Genomic DNA, 17,947 nt, shown 5'->3' with positions numbered 1-17,947 from the left:
AGTCAGGCCATCGAGAAAGGAACGCGTGCCTTGCAGTCGATATACGTCGTGGGTTGTCAGAAAGAAATGTACGCCGATCAGTCGTCCTTTTATCGTGCGCTTCCGCACGTAAATATCCGACTAATGTCGTTTATACATGTGTTGTCGCACTGTGACTACAGCGCTGAACTTATTTTCAGCCAATTGCAGGCCGCGAAAATATCGAATGCGTTAGTAATTCAATGAAAACCATTCGTCATTCCATAATCTTCTGCAGAATAGCGTCACAGGAATTGAAACAGACGGAGCAGTTCAGGAGAACGATGATGTCGATCGGCAAAGGCCTTGTGAAAGCAGTATTGGATTGTCTTCCAGACCGCGTGTTCCTGAGTATCGCGCATCGGCGCAAGGTCGGCAGATTTCCGAACATCAGCCATCCGAAGACGTTCAACGAAAAGATACTGCATCGCTGTCTCTATCCGGATGCGCGCTTCGTCGATCTCACCGACAAGCTGACCGTGCGCGACTACGTGCGTCGAAAAGTCGGTGAGCAATATCTGATACCGCTCATCGCCACGCCACCCGCGTTCACGCGTGACGTGTTCGATGCATTGCCGCGCGCCTTCGTGATGAAAGCGAATCACGGCAGCGGCTTTGTCGAAGTGGTGCGCGACAAGTCGAAGACATCGTTCGAAGAACTGCAGCGCCTCGCGCAACGCTGGCTCGCGACTGACTTCTATCGCGTGGCTCGCGAACGTCACTATCGCACGATCAAGCCGCGCATCTACTTCGAGCAGCTTCTGATCGAGTCGAACGAGGAGATTCCCGCCGACATCAAGATTCATTGTTTCTTCAGCGAGGGCCAGGCCAAGCCGACGATTTACATCGCGGTGATTTCGGATCGTTTCGGCGAACATCCGCGTGGCGATATGTATGACGGCAACTGGAACCGTCTCGATGTCGCGATCGGTCACTATCCGCGCAGTCCCCAGCCAGCGCCGCGTCCGGCGAACCTGGAAGCGCTGCTATCGGTTGCGACGTCGCTTGCGGAAGGCTTCGAGTACGTGCGTGTCGATCTTTACGCGCCGGGTGACCGGATCTATTTCGGCGAGTTGACTTTCACGCCGGGCGCGGGCGTGTTTCCGATGGACCCCGAGCATCTCGACTACGAATGGGGCCGGCTCATGAACCGCCCGTTTCTTCAAAGCGCGCGGGCATGGAACGGTTAATTCACGAAGCAGTGAATGCACGGCGACGTCGTGTCACCATTTCGCCGGCACGGCGCGGCGCGGTGTTGAATACGACGCCGGCGACGTTCGCGCCGCTTCGCTGAAGCGTGCTGACGGCATCGTCGGTCTCTTCCTCGCTGCGTGGGCCGGGGCGCGCGACGACGATGGTCGAGCCGCCGAGCGCGGCCACGGTGCTCGCATCATCGAACGCGAGTATCGCGGGGGTATCGATGATGATGAGGTCATAAAGCGGCGATAGCTGTTGCAGCAGTTCCGGCAGACGCCCGTTCGCGAGCAGTTCGGATGGATCGGCGAGCGCGCCGCCGGCTGTCATCACGTCGAGACCCGGTACATCGACGTGACGAACAGCCGACGCGGCGTCGATTCGGCCCGTCAGCCAATGCGCCAGTCCCGCGCCGGGCGGCAATCCGAATATTGCCGCCACCCGGCCGTGACGCAAGTCCGCATCGATCAGCAGCACGCGCTTTCCGCCTCGCGCGTTGACGTCGGCAAGATTGGCGGCGATGAAGGTCTTGCCGACACCGGCAGTCGGCCCCGCGACGACGAGCACGTGCGACCCGTTACGACCCGCAGTCAGGACTGACCGTTGCCGTCTTCCGAATTGAGAGTATTCGAGCGACATGATCACGAAGCGCTCCTCGGTGAATGGTTTCGATGCGGCGAGTGAGAACGTACGTTCGCACGCTTCGCCGCCGATACAGGCCTGTAAACGGCCAGCGTAGTACACCGAATTTCGGATTGACAGGGGCAAGCGAAACGGGTTCGCGACTTTCGCTTTTCATCCGGCGCCCGAACGCCTAAAACAGGAACCAGGCCGGCTCGATGCATGGAGCCGCCGCGGGCGGACGTCGCTCGAAAGAGAGTTCAATCGATTATGTAACGACGGCCCGAACGTTCGATATCAACGGATGAGGGCGGAAATGAGCTATCAACTGGAAGGCAGCATTCTTGAAGTATGCGAATGCAAAGTGCTTTGCCCGTGCTGGATCGGAGAAGATCCGGATAACGGTATATGCCGTAGTGCGCTGGCTTACCACTACGAAAAAGGCCTGATCGACGGTGTCGACGTCGCAGGCGTGACCGTCGCGTTCGCCGCCTTCATTCCGGGCAACGTGCTGAGCGGTAACTGGCGCGTTGCGGTGTTCGTCGATGACAAAGCGACCGATGCGCAATTCGACGCGCTGCTGAGCGTGCATCGCGGTGAGCGCGGCGGGCCGCTCGCCGAACTCGTCAAGCTGATTGGCGAGGTCGTTGCGGTGGAACGCGCGCCCATCGAATTCACGGTGCAGGACGGCAAGGGCAGGCTGACCGTCGGGCAGACGATCGATGCCGAAATGGAGCCGTATCGCGGCCCCACGGGCGAGCCGACCAAACTCGTCGAAAGCATCTTCTCGACGATACCCGGTTCGCCAGCTTACGTCGGCAAAGCGAACATGTTCCGACTGAAAGACGAGAAACTGGGCATCGACCTTTTGCTCACAGGGCATAACGCCATTCAAGGTTCGTTCAGTTTCGCGTCATAACGGGCGGAAAAGAGTGGTGGAAATGCGCAACGACGCACGCGGCCGGCTGTTCGCACCGATCTTCACCGCGTTGGTGGCGAGCGCATGGATCGTCCTGTGGGCATGGGGCGCGGGACCGTATGCGCGTTATGTTCATCACGCGAGCTGGTCGGACTTGCCGGGCGTGGCGGCGATCTGCGAAGCCATCCCCGGCGGCAGCCTGCTACTCGACGCATTGCTCCACAGCGCGGCCTGGCTACTGATGATCGCCGCGATGATGCTGCCCACGGTTTTTCCGTTGCTGGCGGGCTTCAGACGCCTCACTGCCGCGCGCCCGGACAGGCGCGTCCTGCTTGCGTTGCTCGTGTCGGGCTATGCGAGCGTGTGGGCGCTATTCGGCGTGGCCGCGCATGTCTTCGATGCGGCCTTGCATCAGGTTGCCGAACGCGTGCCAGTGATATCGCTATATGCCTGGGTTCTGGGCGCTGGCGTCGTCGGGCTGGCGGGTGCTTATCAGTTCACTCGCATTAAATATCGATGCCTGGAGAAGTGCCGGTCGCCGCTCATGTTCGTCATGGAGCACTGGACCGGACGAAATGCTCGGCGCAACAGTTTCGTATTGGGTGTCAGTCACGGCGCGTTCTGCGTCGGTTGCTGCTGGACACTCATGCTGCTGATGTTCGCGGTGGGCACGGGAAGCATCGGCTGGATGCTCGGTTTGGGCGCGGTCATGGCGGCAGAAAAGAACTTGCCGTGGGGACGATTCATCGGACGAGCGGTGGGCGTTGCATTGATTGTTTGGGCGGGCGGGATTGGCTTGGTGCATGCGGGATGACGCACCAACACGAAGCAAAGATGCACGCTTTTGGTTCGTCAATGCGGTAACAACTAAAAATCCTATAGGGCCAATTGGTTTTCCTTAGACATTTCTGAACTTTTCATGCGAAAGTGATTCGTAAGGATCTGTGCGTCGACGAGCGGCGGCGCAGATAGACAATCTTTGGAGAGAGAACGCATGAATCGACCGAAACGGATGCTCGTTGAAAACATTGCGTGGGCTCGCGAGACCGCGCATGCAGACCCGCAGTTCTTTCCAGGACTCGCGCAAGGACAAAGCCCGAAGGTGCTATGGATAGGCTGCTCCGACAGCCGCGTTCCGGCGGAAACCGTGACGAACGCCAACCCTGGCGATCTCTTCGTTCACCGTAATATCGCTAATCTGTTTTCCCCGTCCGACGACAACACCGTGAGCGTGCTCGAGTACGCCGTGCGCGTGCTCGAAGTCGATCACGTGATCGTATGCGGGCATTACGGCTGCGGAGGCGTTCGTGCATCGCTGCTGCCGTTATCGAATGAGTTGCCGCACGTGAATCGCCGGATTGCGCCGTTGTGCGCGCTGGGCGATCGTCATCGAAAAGAACTGGACGCGTGCGCCGATCTGGATGCACGGGCGAATCGCCTTGCCGAACTCAACGTGCTCGAACAAGTGCGCCTGTTGCGTCAATCCGCAATCGTTTGCGATCGAGACACGCCCCCACTCGTGCACGGCTGGATCTTCGGGCTCTCTGACGGGCTCATCAAGGTGTTGTCCTCCGGCTACGACGAGGAACCCGCGCGCGATACGCGGCGCGCATCGCAAGCCGACATGCTCGAAGCGGTCGAACTGGCAGACCGATAACCGACTCAGTTTTCCCAGGCATTTCTTTGCATGCGACGTGGCGTCGATCGCGTTGCAGGCCCCAACTCGCTTCAAGAAACCATGAACTCAATAAACCGCCTGACTCATTTTCCGCGCGATATTTTCGCGGGCACGGTCGTCTTTCTCGTCGCCATGCCGCTTTGTCTTGGCATCGCCAATGCGTCCGGCGTCGATGCTTTTGCGGGGCTGTTGTCCGGCATCATCGGCGGACTCGTCGTCGCGTTGCTGAGCGGCTCGCATCTGAGCGTCAGCGGTCCCGCGGCCGGGCTCATCGTCATCGTCGTCGATGGCATCGCGGGACTCGGCAGCTTTTCGTCGTTCCTTCTTGCCGTGCTGCTGTCCGGCGCGATTCAGTTCGGCTTCGGCATGCTGAAAGCGGGGCGCTTCGCGGCCTACGTGCCGTCGTCGGTCATCAAGGGAATGCTCGCCGCGATCGGCCTGCTGCTGGTCATCAAACAGATACCGCTTGCCGCAGGGTTCGCTAACGAAGGCGCAAAGGCCGCAAGCGGTGCGGGCATGATCGATACTCCGTTCGGCACGATGTCGATCGCGGCGTGCTTCGTCGCATTCGTCGCGCTGGCGATGCTGGCCGCGTGGGAAACACGCGCGATGCGGCGCTTTGCGCTCGTGCGCGCGGTGCCCGCACCGCTTGCCGTTGTTGCGTTCGGTATCGGCGTGACGCTGCTGCTCGATGCCGTCGCGCCGGGCTTCTCGCCGCCAGCCCAGCATCGCGTCGCGTTGCCGTCTATGCAAACGTTTGCGTCTTTCACGCATGCGCTTTCGTTGCCCGACGTATCGCAGTTGGTGAATCCCGATGTATGGCGCCTTGCGCTGACGCTTGCCATCGTCGCCAGTCTGGAAACCTTGCTGTGTCTCGAAGCGGTCGAGCAGATCGATCCGAAGAAGCGCGCGGCGCAGCCCGATCGCGAACTCAAGGCGCAAGGCATCGGCAACATGATGGCGGGCGCGATCGGCGCGCTGCCGATCACGTCGGTGATCGTGCGCAGTTCCGCCAACGTGCATGCGGGCGCGCAGAGCCGCTGGTCATCGTTCATACACGGCGTGCTGCTGCTCGCGAGTGTGTTTGCGCTGACGAGCATCATCAACCTGATTCCGCTCGCGTGCCTCGCGGCGATCCTGATTTTCACGGGGCTCAAGCTCGCGAAGCCATCGCTGTTCGCGGCTGTCGCAAAGCAGGGCATCGAGCGGTTTGCGCCGTTCATCGTGACCATCGCTGGCGTGTTGCTGACCGATCTGCTGATGGGCATTCTGCTGGGCATCGCGTGCAGTCTCGCGCTCGCCGTGCGTGCGAACCTGAAGCGGCCCATCACCATCGCGCAGCATGACGATCACTACCTGCTGTCGTTCCGCAAGGACGTATCGTTTCTCGGCAAAGTGTCGCTCAGGCAGCACCTTCATGCGATCCCCGATGGCGCGACGGTCATCCTCGATGCCTCGCGTGCCGATTACATCGACCCCGACGTACGCGAACTCATCGAGAAGTTCATGGCCGATGCGCCAGCACGGCGCATGCACGTCGAATGCCGGCAAATGCCGCGTGCGGGCGCGCAAGCGGTGAAGAACGGCTGGCTCGGCCTGACGCGGCAACGGGGAAGTTGACGAGGCCAGATGCGGTAGTTATACGTGCCTTCGTCCGAGGTCAGGGCGACACTTTGTGCCAGTCGAACAGTCGATAGGTAGCCTGAGCAAGCGAACGGGCGATGCCTAAAAGCTCCCGAACGAAAGCCCGTTCGCGTCTTCCCCTATTCACATTTGCCGTCAACCGGCTGCCGCTGTCGTAGCACCAAGCGGACGCTGTGCTGCAACAACGGGCGAACGCTTGCAGCGTAAGGCTTCGGTGAAGCGGGGCGCCACGCAATAACGCCGTCATCGACGCAGAGATATAACAGTCCCTCATACCCCTATCGCAAACTGTCAATATTAGGCCGGCCTTCTTTTCGCAAGATTCGCAAGTCAGTGCAACAGCCAGATCAAACGAAAAGAACAGGGGACACGAGCGATGAGTCAGCAAGAAAGGCCGCACGCATTGCGAGTCGCCATCGTCACGGGCGCGGGAAGCGGCATTGGCAGCGCGACGGTGCACGCACTCGCCGACGACGGCTGGCATGTCGCGCTCGCGGGCCGTCGGCAGGACGCGCTCGATGCGGTGATTCGCAGCTACGCGGAACGCCATCCGGAGACCGCCGATCGACTGCTCGCAGTCGCGACCGATGTCGCCGATCCCGCATCGGTACAGCATCTATTTGAAACCGTGCAGCGACGCTTCGGCCGGCTCGATCTCCTGTTCAACAATGCGGGGCTCGGCGTGGAAGGCGTATCGGTCGAAGACTTGTCGATCGAGCGCTTTCGCACCATGCTCGACATCAACGTCACCGGAACGCTGCTGTGCACGCAGGCCGCGTTTCGCCAGATGCGCGCGCAAGACCCGGGCGGCGGACGCATCATCAATAACGGCTCGCTGTCCGCGCATACGCCGCGTCTTCATTCCGCCGATTACACCGCGAGCAAGCATGCGGTGAGCGGCCTCACGAAAGCGTGCGCGCTCGATGGCCGCAAGTACGACATCGCCGTTTGCCAGATTGATTTCGGCAACGTTCTCACCGAGATGGCCGCGAAGATGCAGGGCGGCGTGCTGCAGGCGAATGGCGAACGCGCGCCCGAACCGACGATGGACCTCACCCATGCAGCGCGCTCCGTCGCTCACATGGCAAGCCTGCCGCTCGAAGCGAACGTGCAGTACATGACCGTCATGGCGACGAAGATGCCGTTCATCGGACGCGGATAGCAGCAGCGCATCGCGTCTCAACATAAAGCCGCACTCGACAAGAATACTTCGACGGAGACACACCATGCTCGATACCCTGGCGGATGTCGGCTCGAAAGCCGGCGCGCCCGATGAGGCGCGCATCTTCAACAAGGTGACGTGGCGCATCGTGCCGCTCATTCTCGCGTGCTTCGTGGCCGCGTATCTCGACCGCGTGAACATCAGTTTCGCGAAGCTGCAGATGCAATCACAACTCGGCCTGAGCGAAGCGGCATACGGCCTGGGCGCGAGCGTGTTTTTCATCGGCTATCTGCTGTTCGAAATACCGAGCAACGCGATCATGGTGCGGACCGGCGCGCGCCGCTGGATTGCGCGCATCATGATTTCGTGGGGCCTCGCATCGGCGGCGATGATGTTCGTGCGCGACGAAACGTGGTTCTACATATTGCGCTTCCTGCTCGGCGCGCTCGAAGCCGGCTTCGTGCCGGGCGTGCTGTACTTCTACACGCAATGGTTCCCGGCGGAACGGCGCGGCCGCATGAACTCGCTGTTCTTCGGCGCGATCGCGCTGTGCGGAATCATCGGCGGACCGATCTCGGGCGGCATCCTCAAGTACTTCGATGGCGTCAACGGCATGCCGGGCTGGCAGTGGCTGTTCCTGCTCGAAGGATTGCCGTCCATCGCGCTCGGCCTGATGGTGCTCTTCGTGCTCGACGATCGCGTCGAGGATGCAAAGTGGCTCACGCCCGCCGAAAAGAGCCTGCTTTCCGCGATCATCGCGCGGGACCGCAAGGTGGACAGCACGCATTCGTTTCTGGTCGCGCTGCGCTGGCCGGTCATCTATCTGTTCTCGCTCATTTACTTCGGGCTGTGCATGGGCATCTACGGCTTCCTCTTCTGGATGCCGCAGCTCGTGAAAAGCGCGGGCAACAGCGATCCGCTGGTCATCGGCCTCATCACGATGATTCCCTATCTCGCCGCGATGGCCGGCACGGTACTCATCAGCCGCAACTCCGACCGCACCGGCGAGCGGCGCTGGCATCTGACGGGTTGCGCGCTTGCCGCTGCGTTCGGCTATCTGATCAGCGCGACATGGCCGACGAGCACGGTGCTGCTCGTGCTCGGCCTGAGCATCTCGGCGACGGGCGTAATCGCTTCGTTCGGCATCTTCTGGATGTTTCCCGCGCGGATTCTCACGGGCGCGGCGGCGGCGGCCGGACTTGCGCTAATCAATTCGCTGGGGCAGTTCGGCGGCATCGTCGCGCCGTACATGGTCGGCAAGGTCAAGGATTTGCTCGGCAGCGCGTCGATGGGGTTGTATGCGATCGCGGTCGTCTGCATCTTCACGTCGGCGCTGATCGCGTGGGGCATGCCGCACAAGATCCGTTTCCGCGACGCACGGACGTCGCGCGTCGAATAGACGGGCGCACGCCGGTCCTTCACCCGTCCCTTACCGCCAGCGCCACGTGAACCGTGGCGCTGGCCGGCCGCATCGCCCTCATCGCTTCGCCGAACAAACTTCCCGTTTAGTCAAGTATTAGCAACAATTCTTTACCGCGCGCCGCCCGCTTCGCCTACAATTGCGAACGATTCTCAATTCAGCGGCGACGTTCGACCCGCCGCCCTACCATCCAGCAAAAATCAAAGAACAATGTCTCAACGGGTAATCGAAGCGCCGCGTTGCCGGCGCACGGCGGTATCGTGGGCGGCGCATAGCTTTTTCGCCGGGTTCGTGGGTGTCGTGGCGGCGATCGCCGCGCCGGGCGTCGCGATCGCGCAGGAAGCGGCCACGCCGGAAGCCGGCCAGCAGGCGGAATCGGGCGCGACGGGTTCTTCCACGGTGCTGCCGGCCGTCGTCGTCAAGAGCACGGCAACGACCGGCGAACTGCCCGCGCCGTATGCAGGCGGCCAGCTTGCGAAGGGCGGCGGCATCGGCGTGCTGGGAACGTCGAACGTGATGGATCAGCCGTTCAACACGACCAACTACACCGAGCAGGCGATGCAGGACATCCAGGCGCGCACGCTCGGCGATATTGTCGTGAACAACGCGTCGGTGCGTACGCAGCAGAGCAGCGGCGGGTTCGGCGATGTCTTCGAGATTCGCGGCTTCGACGTGCAGGCGACGGATGTGGCGCTCAACGGCCTGTACGGCATGGTGTCGGCGGCGAAGATGCCGGTGAATCTCGCGGAGCGCGTCGAAGTGCTGCAAGGGCCCGGCTCGCTGATGTACGGGATGGGGCCATCGGGCAGCATCGGCGGAGCGATCAACATCGTCACGAAGCGCGCCGACGACGAACCGTTGACGCGTCTCACCGCGCTCTATCAGTCGAAGGGACAGTTCGGCGTGGCCGCCGACGTAGGCCGCCGCTTCGGCGATGAAGGGCAGTGGGGCATCCGCGTGAACGGCCAGTTCAAGGATGGCCAGACGGGCATCGCGCACGGCAATCAGCTTCAGGGCGATGGCGCGATCGGCCTCGATTATCGCGGCAAGCAGTTGCGCTGGTCCTTCGACGCCTACAACGTCTCCGAGAATACCGACGAGTTCCGCTCGCAAATCGGCTTTGGCACGGCGACGGCAGTGCCGGCCGCGCCATCGGGCTATACGAATCTGTATCCCGGATCGAAGCTGAAGCTGCGGGATTCGGCCGTCATGACGCGGCTCGAGTACGACATCAACCGCTACGTGACCGTGTATGGCGCGGCGGGCGAGCACTATGGCACGTCGGAGCAGAACTTCCCGTACGCGAGCGGCATGACCGCTGCCGGCGCGTTCGACGTGACCAACGGCTATTACGACGCGTACAACCGCACCAAGACAGTCGATGCCGGTTTGCGCTTTCACTTCGACACGTTCGGCGTCAAGCACACGCTGGTCACGGGCGTGACCTCGCTGAATCAGGAGCAGGGCTATTTCTACGCGCTGGGGAGCGAGTCGGTGGCGTCGAGCTTGTATAACCCGACGCCGCTCTTGCCGATGACCACCCCACGCGGCGATGCGCAACGCAGCAGCCAGTTGCGCCTCAACAGCCAGCAGATCATCGACACGATGTCGTTCTTCGATGATCGCCTGCTGCTCACGGGCGGTTTCCGTCGACAGACCATCGGTCTCGACAACTACGATCCGACGAGCGGCGCGCAGACGAGCACGATCGACCAGCAGGCGATCACGCCGCTCGCGGGCATCGTGTTCAAGCCGCTGTCGAATATCTCGGTGTATGGCAACTTCACGTCGGGCCTTACGAACGGCGACACCGCGCCCGCCGGCACCGCCAACGCGGGGCAGGCGTTCGCACCGTACAAGTCGAATCAATACGAAGCGGGCGTGAAGGCGGACTGGGGCCGCGTGCTGACTTCGATCTCGGTGTTCCAGATTAGCCGGCCCAACGGCGTCACGAATCCGACGACCAACATCTACGGCTACGACGGCAAGACGCGCATTCGCGGTCTCGAACTCGCGGCGTATGGCGAAGTGTTCCGCCACCTGCGCATGATGGCGAGCGCGACCTTCTACGATCCGAAGCTCCAGGGCACCGAAGGCGGCGCGAACGATGGCAACGATCCTGTCGGCGTGCCGAAATTCGCGTTCAATCTCGGCGCGGACTACGACTTGCCGTGGGTGCCGGGCCTGAGCGTCAACGGCCGCATCATTCACACCGGCGCGCAGTACTACAACGCCAGCAACACGCTGCGGCTGCCTTCGTGGACGCGCTATGACCTGGGCGTGCGTTACGGCATGCGCGTCATCGGCAAGGACGTGATCCTGCGCGCGAATGTCGAGAACCTCTTCGGCAGCCGCTACTGGATCCAGCAAGGCACGTACGTGACGAACGCCGCGCCGCGCACGCTGCTGCTGTCGGCTGAGTTCAACTTCTGAGGCTGAACGCAGAAGAGCCGAGCCGATGAAAGCCGCGCCTCTGATCTCGCGCATCGTCGCTGCGATGTTCGGTGGTTATGCGCTCGCCGCGCTGACGAGCGTCGCCGCGCTCGTCTTGCCGATCGACGCAACGCAAGCGGTGCTCACTGGCATGTTGCTGAGCTTCATCGTGTATGCGTGCGCGGTGATCTGGGTGTTCGCCGTGCGAAGCGCGACGCGCGCCTGGTGCGGCCTCATCGCCGGCGCGGCGCCGCTGCTGCTCGCGGCGGCGAGCGTGTGGCTCACGGGGCGTGCATCGTGAAAGAAGCCGCCGATATCAAGCCGCGCGGCATCCGTCAGACCATGTCGGAGTTGCACACGTGGGCGGGCCTGCTCGCCGGCTGGATGCTCTACGCGATGTTCCTGACCGGCACGGTCAGCTACTTCAAGGACGAGACTTCGCAGTGGATGCGCCCGGAAGTGCCGCATCACCAGCAGCCGGTGGATGCGGCGCGGGCGGCCGAGCGCGTGACCGCAACGCTCGGCACGCTCGCCGCGGGAAGCACGCAATGGAGCTTCGATCTGCCATCGGAGCGCACGAACGTGATGAGCGCGTTCTGGCGCGTGCCGCACGCAACGCCGGGCAGGCGTGCGTTTCAGGAAGGCACGTTCGACCCATCGACGGGACTCCGAACTAATTCGCGCGACACGCTCGGCGGCGAGTTCTTCTATCGCTTCCACTTCCAGTTTTACTACATGCCGCCGCTATGGGGACGCTGGATCGCGGGCTTTTGCGCGATGTTCATGCTGATCGCCATCATAAGCGGCGTCATCACGCACAAGAAGATTTTCGTCGACTTCTTCACGTTTCGCGGCGGCAAGGGCCAGCGTTCATGGCTCGACGCGCATAACGCGCTCTCCATCTTCGGCCTGCCCTTTCACGCGATGATCACGTACACCGGCCTCGTCACCTTGATGACGATGTACATGCCGTGGGGCACGCAGACCGCATTCAGGACGCCCGCGCAACGTCAGGCGATGACGGCGCAGACGAGCACGTTCATTCAGCCCGGCAAACCGGGCGGCCAGGCGGCGCCGCTTGCATCCGTCGATGCGATGGTTCGCCAGGCGCAAGCGCGCTGGGGCAGGGACAACGTGGGACGCGTGACCATCACGCTGCCCGGCGATGCGAACGCGCGCGTCGCCGTATCGCGCGGAGAAGCGGCGCGCGTGTCGATGAGCCCGCAATACATGCTGTTCGATGGCGTCACCGGCAAGCTGATCGACGTGAAGGAACGCGTCGGCGGCGCGGCTGAGACGCGTGGCGTGCTGTATGCGCTGCATCTCGGACGCTTCAGCGATCTGCAATTGCGCTGGCTCTATTTCGTCGTGAGCCTCGGCGGCACTGCGATGGTCGGCACCGGCCTCGTGATGTGGACCATCAAGCGCCGTCAGAAACTGCGCGATCCTGCGCGGCCTTACTTCGGCTTCCGGCTCGTCGAGCGATTGAACATCGCGAGCATTGCGGGGCTTTCGGGCGCGATGGCGGCTTACTTGTGGGCGAACCGGCTGCTGCCTGTTGCGATGGCGGATCGCGCGAATGCCGAAGTCAACGTCTTCTTCGCCGTGTGGAGCGCAACGCTCCTCTTTGCGATGACGCGATCGGCGCGGCGCGCGTGGATTGAATTGTTGTGGCTCGCGGCTGGCTTGCTCGCGCTGCTGCCATTGCTCAATGCGGCCACGACTCAGCGGCCGCTCTGGCGCAGCATCGTGGAAGGCGACCCGGTGTTCGCAAGCTTCGAACTGATGCTGTGGGCGTTCGCAGCGCTGCATGCGGTTCTGGCGTTGCGCGTAGCGCGTCATCGTCCGCGAATCACGCGCTCGACGGGCCATCGGTCGGACGTCGTCGAACCTGAACGCGAGAAACAGAGCGCATGATGCACATCATCGCCTTGCTGTGCTGTGTCGCTTCGTTCGCATGTCTCGCCCTCACGATGGAGCGTCACCAACGGCCGATTCTGCGCGGACACACCCGCAGTCTTCGCGTCGCTGGCTGGTGCGGGCTCTTGCTTGCGCTCGTCATCGCCGTCGCGAATGAAGGCTGGGCGATGGGCCTCGTTCGCTATAGCGGCAACACGACTCTTGGCGCCGGCGTCGTCTATCTTGCGTTGATTGCGTACGAGCGTTTTCGGCCGCGCCCATCCACCTAACGAACACAGTCCGCGTTTTCCCCTAGCGAATCTTCGTTGACGCTCGACCGTTCACGTACCAGAATTCAAACATCGCACTGTGATCACAGGTCACAGTGTCCGCAGCGCACTCTCAGGCACAGGACCGGAAACGCATGGCGCCGACACGCTCCGCAACGGATCTTCCCGCGTTGGAACTCGTGGCACGAGAAACGATGGCCGGCCGCGTCTATGCGCAATTGCGCGAGGCGATCATGACCGGACGCTTCGCGCCGGGCCAGTTGTTGAGCCTGCGCAGCGTCGCCGAAGCGGTCGGTTCATCGACGATGCCGGTGCGCGCCGCGCTCACGCGCTTGCAGGCCGAAGGCGCATTGATCGACGGAGCGGGCCGCGCGCTGATGGTCCCGCCCATGACGCTCGAGCTGCTCGGCGAACTGCGCGATGTGCGCATCGCGCTCGAAGGCGCAGTCGCGAAGCGAGCGGCGTCCCGCATGACGCGCGCGCATCTCACCGCGCTGCAAGCCGTCTACGACGTGATGGACGCGCATGTCGAAGCGGGCGACGTCCCGGCTTATCTGCGCAGCAATTTCGAATTCCACATCGCCATCTACACGCACGGCGCGAGCGACATCACGCTTGCGACGATCCAGAACCTGTGGATGCGCATCGGTCCGTTCCTGAACCTCGTCGCGCCCGACATTCCGCATATGCGGCGTTCGATGGCCGCGCACCGGCATATCGTCGAGGCGCTGTGGCGCGGTGATGGCGAAGGCGCACGCGCGGGCATCGAAGAAGATATCGGCGATGCAGCGGCGGACCTCGCGGAGCGTCTGCAAGGCGCGGAACAAGGCAACGAAGAAAGCGGCAAGAAAGGCGGCGTGCAGGCGAGCGCCTAGCAGCAATAAAGATCAAAACAAACGGAGACAGCGAATGACGGTTCTTCAGATGTTGAAACCGCAGGCGGGCTTGCGCGTGCTCATCACGGGCGGCGCGTCGGGCATCGGGCTCGTGATCGCGCGGGCTTTCATCGACGCAGGCGCACGCGTGCATGTCTGCGATGCAAGCCCCGAAGCGATCGACGCCCTCGCCAAGGCGGAGGCCAATGCGGAGCTGAACCCCATCACCGCAACACTCGCCGATGTTTCGGACCGCGAAGCAGTCGATCGCGTATTCGCCGATGTGCAAAGCCATCTTGGCGGCCTGGATGTGCTCGTGAATAACGCGGGCATTGCGGGACCCACGGGCGGCGTCGAAGAGATGGACGTGAAGGAGTGGGAAGACACCGTCGACGTCAATCTCAACGCGCAGTTCTACTTCGCGCGGCGCGCGGTGCCGCTTCTGCGCGAGGCGCCGAATGGCGGAGCGATCGTCGCGCTGTCGTCGGTGGCGGGCAGGCTCGGCTATGCGTTCAGAACGCCGTATGCCGCGACGAAATGGGCCGTGGTCGGCATGGTGAAAAGCCTCGCGATCGAACTTGGCCCGACGAACATTCGCGTCAATGCGATTCAGCCGGGCATCGTGAAAGGCCCACGCATCGAGCGCGTGATCGCCGCGCGTGCGAAGCAGATGAACCTCTCCTACGAAGACATGGAAAAGCAGTATCTCGCGAAGATTTCGCTGCGCCGCATGACGACGCCCGAAGAAGTCGCGGCCACCACGCTGTTTCTGTGCTCGCCGGCCGGCAGCGGCATTTCGGGGCAGGCCATCTCGGTGTGCGGCAACGTCGAAGTGCTTTGATCCAAAGACTCAGAGGACCACATGGCAACCAAACGCAAGGTCATCATCACGTGCGCGCCGACCGGTGCGATTCATACGCCGTCCATGTCGCCTTATCTTCCGGTGACGCCGCAGCAGATCGCCGATGCGGCGCTCGCCGCGGCACAGGAAGGCGCGGCGATTCTGCACCTGCACGCACGCGATCCGAACGACGGCCATCCGACGCAAGATCCCGCCGTGTTCCAGGAGTTTCTGCCGCGCATCAAGGCGGAAACGAATGCGGTCATCAACATCACCACGGGCGGCAGCCCGCATATGACGGTTGCGGAGCGCCTCAAGCCCGCGCATCACTTCAAGCCGGAAGTCGCATCGCTCAACATGGGATCGATGAACTTCGGCCTCTATCCGATGCTCGATCGCTTCAAGGAACTGACGCACGACTGGGAGCGCAAGCATCTAGAGAACAGCCGCGATCTGGTCTTCAAGAACACCTTCGCGGATATCGAGTACATCCTCACTTCGTGCAGCGCGAACGGCACGCGCTTCGAGTACGAGTGCTACGACATCTCGCACCTGTATAACCTCGCGCATTTCGTCGATCGCGGGCTCGCGAAGCCGCCGTTTTTCGTGCAGAGCGTGTTCGGCCTGCTGGGCGGTATCGGGCCGCATCCGGAAGACCTGGCGCACATGCGCCGCACCGCGGACCGGCTTTTCGGCAAGGACTATGTCTGGTCGATTCTCGGCGCGGGCCGCAACCAGATCACGCTCGGCTCGATGGGCGTCGCGCAAGGCTCGAACGTGCGCGTGGGTCTGGAAGATTCGCTGTGGATCGAGCCGGGCAAGCTCGCCGAATCCAGCGCCGCGCAAGTGCGCAAGATCAAGCAGGTGATCGAAGGGCTGTCGCTCGATATCGCGACGCCCGACGAAGCGCGCGAGATGCTTCAACTCAAGGGCGGCAGCGACACCAACTTCTGATGCGGAGGGCAGCGTGAACGACAGTGCAAGGCGCAAGCTGAAGGTAGTCGCCATGCCGACGGGCTGGCTCACCGTCGACCGCTCGTCGCAGGTCTATGGCCGGTATTTCGGACAACAGATCAAGGTGCCGGTATGGTCGACGGCCATCGTCGGGGCGGAGAAGAAGATCGTCGTGGATACCGGCATCCACGATCCGGGCTGGGTGTCGAACTTCGTTTGCCCGTGCGATCAGGCGCCGGAAGAGCGGCTCGAACGAGCGCTGAAGGAGTACGTGGGCTGGAGCGCGGACGAAGTCGATATCGTCATCAACACGCATCTGCATTACGACCATTCGGGCGGCAACACGCTGTTTCGCAATGCGCGCTTCATCGTGCAGGCGGCCGAGTGGGAATACGCGGGGCATCCGCTGCCGACGCAGGCCACGTACTACCAGGAGTTTCTGATCGGCCGCGAACCGCTCGCGTACTTCCGCTGGCAATTCGCGCATGGCGTGACGGATATCGTGCCCGGCGTGCGCGTGGTGCCGACGCCCGGACACACGCCGGGGCATCAATCGGTGGCGGTGGATACGGAAGAAGGCGTCGTGCTGATTGCGGGCGACTGCGCGAACTGCATGGAGAACATCGTCGATCTGGTGCCGGTCGGCATCGTGCATGAAACGCTCGCGGAAATGAGCTCGCTCACGCGCATCCGGCAGATCGCGGACTTCGTGATACCCGGACACGATCCGAACGTGGTGCCAGGAAGTGCGGGTATCGCGCTGCCGGCGAGCGCACGTCTTCCGCATGTCGCGAAGTGAGTTGCACAGTCGCAGAACCACGAGCTGTAGTCGGGATACCAATAACGAAGGACCGGAGGAAGACATGAAAGCATGGACGCATTCGATTCGCCGTGCGGGCCGGGCAGCGCTCGGCGTCGCAATCGCGGCGGCGCTCGGGGTATCGGCGCACGCGGAAGCAGCGGGCAAATACAAGGTGTTCCTGTCGATGAGCTATGTGGGCAACGACTGGCAGACCGAAGCGGCGAACATGGTGAAGGCGATGGCCAACACGCCCGCGCTGAAGGACAAGGTCGATCTCGAAGTACAGGTCGCGGGCACCGACGCGCAGAAACAGATACAGCAGATCAACTCGATGGTGCAGGCGGGCGCGAAGGCCATCATCATCTATCCGATCTCGCCGACGGCACTGAATCGCGCGATCAAGAACGCGTGTTCGAAGGGCGTGGTCGTGGCCGCTTACGACGGGGAAGTGACCGAGCCGTGCGCGCACAACGTGACCATCGACCAGCATCAGGCAGGCACCGTGACCGCTGAATGGCTCGCGAAGACCATCAACGGCAAGGGCAATATCGTGATGATCAACGGCGTGCCGGGAACCTCGGTCGACCGCGCGCGCACGGAGGCCGCGAAGGCGGTGTTCGCGAAGCATCCCGACATCAAGGTCGTTGCCGAGGGCACCGGCATGTGGAGTCAGGCGACGGCCAAGACCGAACTGTCGAAGATTCTCGCTACGAATAGCTGGGACAAGATCGACGGCCTGTGGATGCAGGTCGGCTGTTACACGGCGGCGTCGATGCAGCTCGAAGCGGGCATCCCCGACGACAAGATCAAGCCGTGTGCGGGCGAATCGTCGAACGGGCATCGCGTGCAGATGCTGCCGCCGGGCACGGTGAAGGGCGAGGGCAGTTATCGTTCGATCGGGTATCGGTCGATCTCGTATGGCGCGCCGCCGTATTCGGGCGCGATGGCGCTCAAGATGGCCGTGCAGAAGCTGGACGGCAAGGAGTTCCCGCAGCGCGTGACGCTCAAGCTGCCGCTCGTGCTGACGTCCGAATCGAAGCTCTGCAAGAGCGGCAGTATCGACGAACTGAAGGCGGGTTGCACCGCGTTCCCGCCGGACAAGGTGCCGCCGGGCTGGTTCGCCGACATCTATTCGGAAGACACGCGCGAAGTCGGCTTCAACGCGGCGCTGACCGGCAACCAGGACTGACGCGGCCA

Annotated in this window: 17 protein-coding genes; 16 read left to right on the top strand and 1 reads right to left on the bottom strand. The window is 62.5% G+C overall.

Translation table 11 applies throughout. The annotated features are described in order from the left end of the window. The first annotated feature begins 305 nt into the window (after window positions 1–305). On the top strand, window positions 306–1,208 hold the full coding sequence (locus LDZ21_RS20110; RefSeq protein WP_244796678.1) for an ATP-grasp fold amidoligase family protein: 903 nt from the start codon (window positions 306–308) through the stop codon (window positions 1,206–1,208). Between the two features lies 1 nt (window position 1,209). Here the strand turns inward: LDZ21_RS20110 and LDZ21_RS20105 are convergent, their stop codons facing one another. After that, window positions 1,210–1,779, bottom strand: coding sequence for a CpsD/CapB family tyrosine-protein kinase (locus LDZ21_RS20105; protein ID WP_244796454.1), 570 nt, complete (start codon window positions 1,777–1,779; stop codon window positions 1,210–1,212). Window positions 1,780–2,149: 370 nt separating this feature from the next. On the opposite strand from LDZ21_RS20105, the gene LDZ21_RS20100 reads away from it, so the two are divergent. From LDZ21_RS20100 to LDZ21_RS20030, 15 genes are all read left to right on the top strand, one after another. Next, window positions 2,150–2,752: a DUF1326 domain-containing protein gene (locus tag LDZ21_RS20100; RefSeq protein WP_244796453.1), complete on the top strand. Its 603-nt coding sequence runs from the start codon at window positions 2,150–2,152 to the stop codon at window positions 2,750–2,752. 22 nt (window positions 2,753–2,774) lie between these two features. Beyond that, a complete protein-coding gene (locus LDZ21_RS20095) occupies window positions 2,775–3,566 on the top strand; it encodes a DUF2182 domain-containing protein (protein WP_244796452.1) in 792 nt (263 codons plus the stop codon). A gap of 180 nt (window positions 3,567–3,746) precedes the next feature. Continuing rightward, window positions 3,747–4,409, top strand: coding sequence for a carbonic anhydrase (locus LDZ21_RS20090; RefSeq protein ID WP_244796451.1), 663 nt, complete (start codon window positions 3,747–3,749; stop codon window positions 4,407–4,409). A gap of 81 nt (window positions 4,410–4,490) precedes the next feature. Further along, entirely contained in the window at window positions 4,491–6,050 is a 1,560-nt protein-coding gene (locus LDZ21_RS20085; protein ID WP_244796450.1) for a SulP family inorganic anion transporter, read from the top strand. Between the two features lie 400 nt (window positions 6,051–6,450). Then, window positions 6,451–7,236 carry an SDR family oxidoreductase gene (locus LDZ21_RS20080; protein ID WP_244796449.1) on the top strand — a complete coding sequence of 262 codons (786 nt, stop codon included), beginning with the start codon at window positions 6,451–6,453 and terminating at the stop codon, window positions 7,234–7,236. A gap of 64 nt (window positions 7,237–7,300) precedes the next feature. Beyond that, on the top strand, window positions 7,301–8,635 hold the full coding sequence (locus tag LDZ21_RS20075; RefSeq protein WP_244796448.1) for an MFS transporter: 1,335 nt from the start codon (window positions 7,301–7,303) through the stop codon (window positions 8,633–8,635). Window positions 8,636–8,866: 231 nt separating this feature from the next. Next, a complete protein-coding gene (locus LDZ21_RS20070) occupies window positions 8,867–11,089 on the top strand; it encodes a TonB-dependent receptor (protein ID WP_244796447.1) in 2,223 nt (740 codons plus the stop codon). A gap of 25 nt (window positions 11,090–11,114) precedes the next feature. Continuing rightward, complete coding sequence (locus tag LDZ21_RS20065; RefSeq protein ID WP_244796446.1) at window positions 11,115–11,390, top strand: DUF3649 domain-containing protein; 276 nt, start codon at window positions 11,115–11,117, stop codon at window positions 11,388–11,390. 41 nt (window positions 11,391–11,431) lie between these two features. Further along, entirely contained in the window at window positions 11,432–13,006 is a 1,575-nt protein-coding gene (locus LDZ21_RS20060) for a PepSY-associated TM helix domain-containing protein (RefSeq protein WP_309775145.1), read from the top strand. After that, window positions 13,003–13,278: a DUF3325 domain-containing protein gene (locus tag LDZ21_RS20055; RefSeq protein ID WP_244796444.1), complete on the top strand. Its 276-nt coding sequence runs from the start codon at window positions 13,003–13,005 to the stop codon at window positions 13,276–13,278. Before LDZ21_RS20060 ends, LDZ21_RS20055 begins: the two co-directional genes overlap by 4 nt. A 134-nt stretch (window positions 13,279–13,412) precedes the next feature. After that, window positions 13,413–14,153, top strand: coding sequence for a GntR family transcriptional regulator (locus LDZ21_RS20050; protein WP_244796443.1), 741 nt, complete (start codon window positions 13,413–13,415; stop codon window positions 14,151–14,153). A gap of 34 nt (window positions 14,154–14,187) precedes the next feature. Next, the gene (locus tag LDZ21_RS20045; protein ID WP_244796442.1) at window positions 14,188–14,994 is read left to right on the top strand and encodes an SDR family oxidoreductase; all 807 of its coding nucleotides are present in this window, start codon (window positions 14,188–14,190) and stop codon (window positions 14,992–14,994) included. A 21-nt stretch (window positions 14,995–15,015) separates the two neighbouring features. Beyond that, the gene (gene kce / locus LDZ21_RS20040) at window positions 15,016–15,948 is read left to right on the top strand and encodes a 3,5-dioxohexanoate:acetyl-CoA acetone transferase (protein ID WP_244796441.1); all 933 of its coding nucleotides are present in this window, start codon (window positions 15,016–15,018) and stop codon (window positions 15,946–15,948) included. A gap of 52 nt (window positions 15,949–16,000) precedes the next feature. Then, complete coding sequence (locus tag LDZ21_RS20035) at window positions 16,001–16,747, top strand: N-acyl homoserine lactonase family protein (protein ID WP_035966557.1); 747 nt, start codon at window positions 16,001–16,003, stop codon at window positions 16,745–16,747. A gap of 64 nt (window positions 16,748–16,811) precedes the next feature. Continuing rightward, entirely contained in the window at window positions 16,812–17,939 is a 1,128-nt protein-coding gene (locus LDZ21_RS20030; RefSeq protein ID WP_244796440.1) for a sugar ABC transporter substrate-binding protein, read from the top strand. Window positions 17,940–17,947: the final 8 nt, after the last annotated feature.

The sequence above is a fragment of the Caballeronia grimmiae genome, assembly GCF_022879615.1.
Lineage (GTDB): Bacteria > Pseudomonadota > Gammaproteobacteria > Burkholderiales > Burkholderiaceae > Caballeronia > Caballeronia grimmiae.
The sequence above is the reverse complement of the archived record's forward strand: the minus strand, read 5'-3'. Positions and strand labels throughout refer to the sequence as shown.

What these genes read in the sequence shown, in the direction of transcription:
- LDZ21_RS20095 (WP_244796452.1), top strand. Translation starts at nt 2,775, where the DNA reads ATGCGCAACGACGCACGCGGCCGGCTGTTCGCACCGATCTTCACCGCG.
- kce (WP_244796441.1), top strand. Translation starts at nt 15,016, where the DNA reads ATGGCAACCAAACGCAAGGTCATCATCACGTGCGCGCCGACCGGTGCG.
- LDZ21_RS20080 (WP_244796449.1), top strand. Translation starts at nt 6,451, where the DNA reads ATGAGTCAGCAAGAAAGGCCGCACGCATTGCGAGTCGCCATCGTCACG.
- LDZ21_RS20055 (WP_244796444.1), top strand. Translation starts at nt 13,003, where the DNA reads ATGATGCACATCATCGCCTTGCTGTGCTGTGTCGCTTCGTTCGCATGT.
- LDZ21_RS20060 (WP_309775145.1), top strand. Translation starts at nt 11,432, where the DNA reads ATGTCGGAGTTGCACACGTGGGCGGGCCTGCTCGCCGGCTGGATGCTC.
- LDZ21_RS20110 (WP_244796678.1), top strand. Translation starts at nt 306, where the DNA reads ATGTCGATCGGCAAAGGCCTTGTGAAAGCAGTATTGGATTGTCTTCCA.
- LDZ21_RS20090 (WP_244796451.1), top strand. Translation starts at nt 3,747, where the DNA reads ATGAATCGACCGAAACGGATGCTCGTTGAAAACATTGCGTGGGCTCGC.
- LDZ21_RS20045 (WP_244796442.1), top strand. Translation starts at nt 14,188, where the DNA reads ATGACGGTTCTTCAGATGTTGAAACCGCAGGCGGGCTTGCGCGTGCTC.
- LDZ21_RS20085 (WP_244796450.1), top strand. Translation starts at nt 4,491, where the DNA reads ATGAACTCAATAAACCGCCTGACTCATTTTCCGCGCGATATTTTCGCG.
- LDZ21_RS20100 (WP_244796453.1), top strand. Translation starts at nt 2,150, where the DNA reads ATGAGCTATCAACTGGAAGGCAGCATTCTTGAAGTATGCGAATGCAAA.
- LDZ21_RS20075 (WP_244796448.1), top strand. Translation starts at nt 7,301, where the DNA reads ATGCTCGATACCCTGGCGGATGTCGGCTCGAAAGCCGGCGCGCCCGAT.
- LDZ21_RS20035 (WP_035966557.1), top strand. Translation starts at nt 16,001, where the DNA reads ATGCCGACGGGCTGGCTCACCGTCGACCGCTCGTCGCAGGTCTATGGC.
- LDZ21_RS20050 (WP_244796443.1), top strand. Translation starts at nt 13,413, where the DNA reads ATGGCGCCGACACGCTCCGCAACGGATCTTCCCGCGTTGGAACTCGTG.
- LDZ21_RS20070 (WP_244796447.1), top strand. Translation starts at nt 8,867, where the DNA reads ATGTCTCAACGGGTAATCGAAGCGCCGCGTTGCCGGCGCACGGCGGTA.
- LDZ21_RS20030 (WP_244796440.1), top strand. Translation starts at nt 16,812, where the DNA reads ATGAAAGCATGGACGCATTCGATTCGCCGTGCGGGCCGGGCAGCGCTC.
- LDZ21_RS20065 (WP_244796446.1), top strand. Translation starts at nt 11,115, where the DNA reads ATGAAAGCCGCGCCTCTGATCTCGCGCATCGTCGCTGCGATGTTCGGT.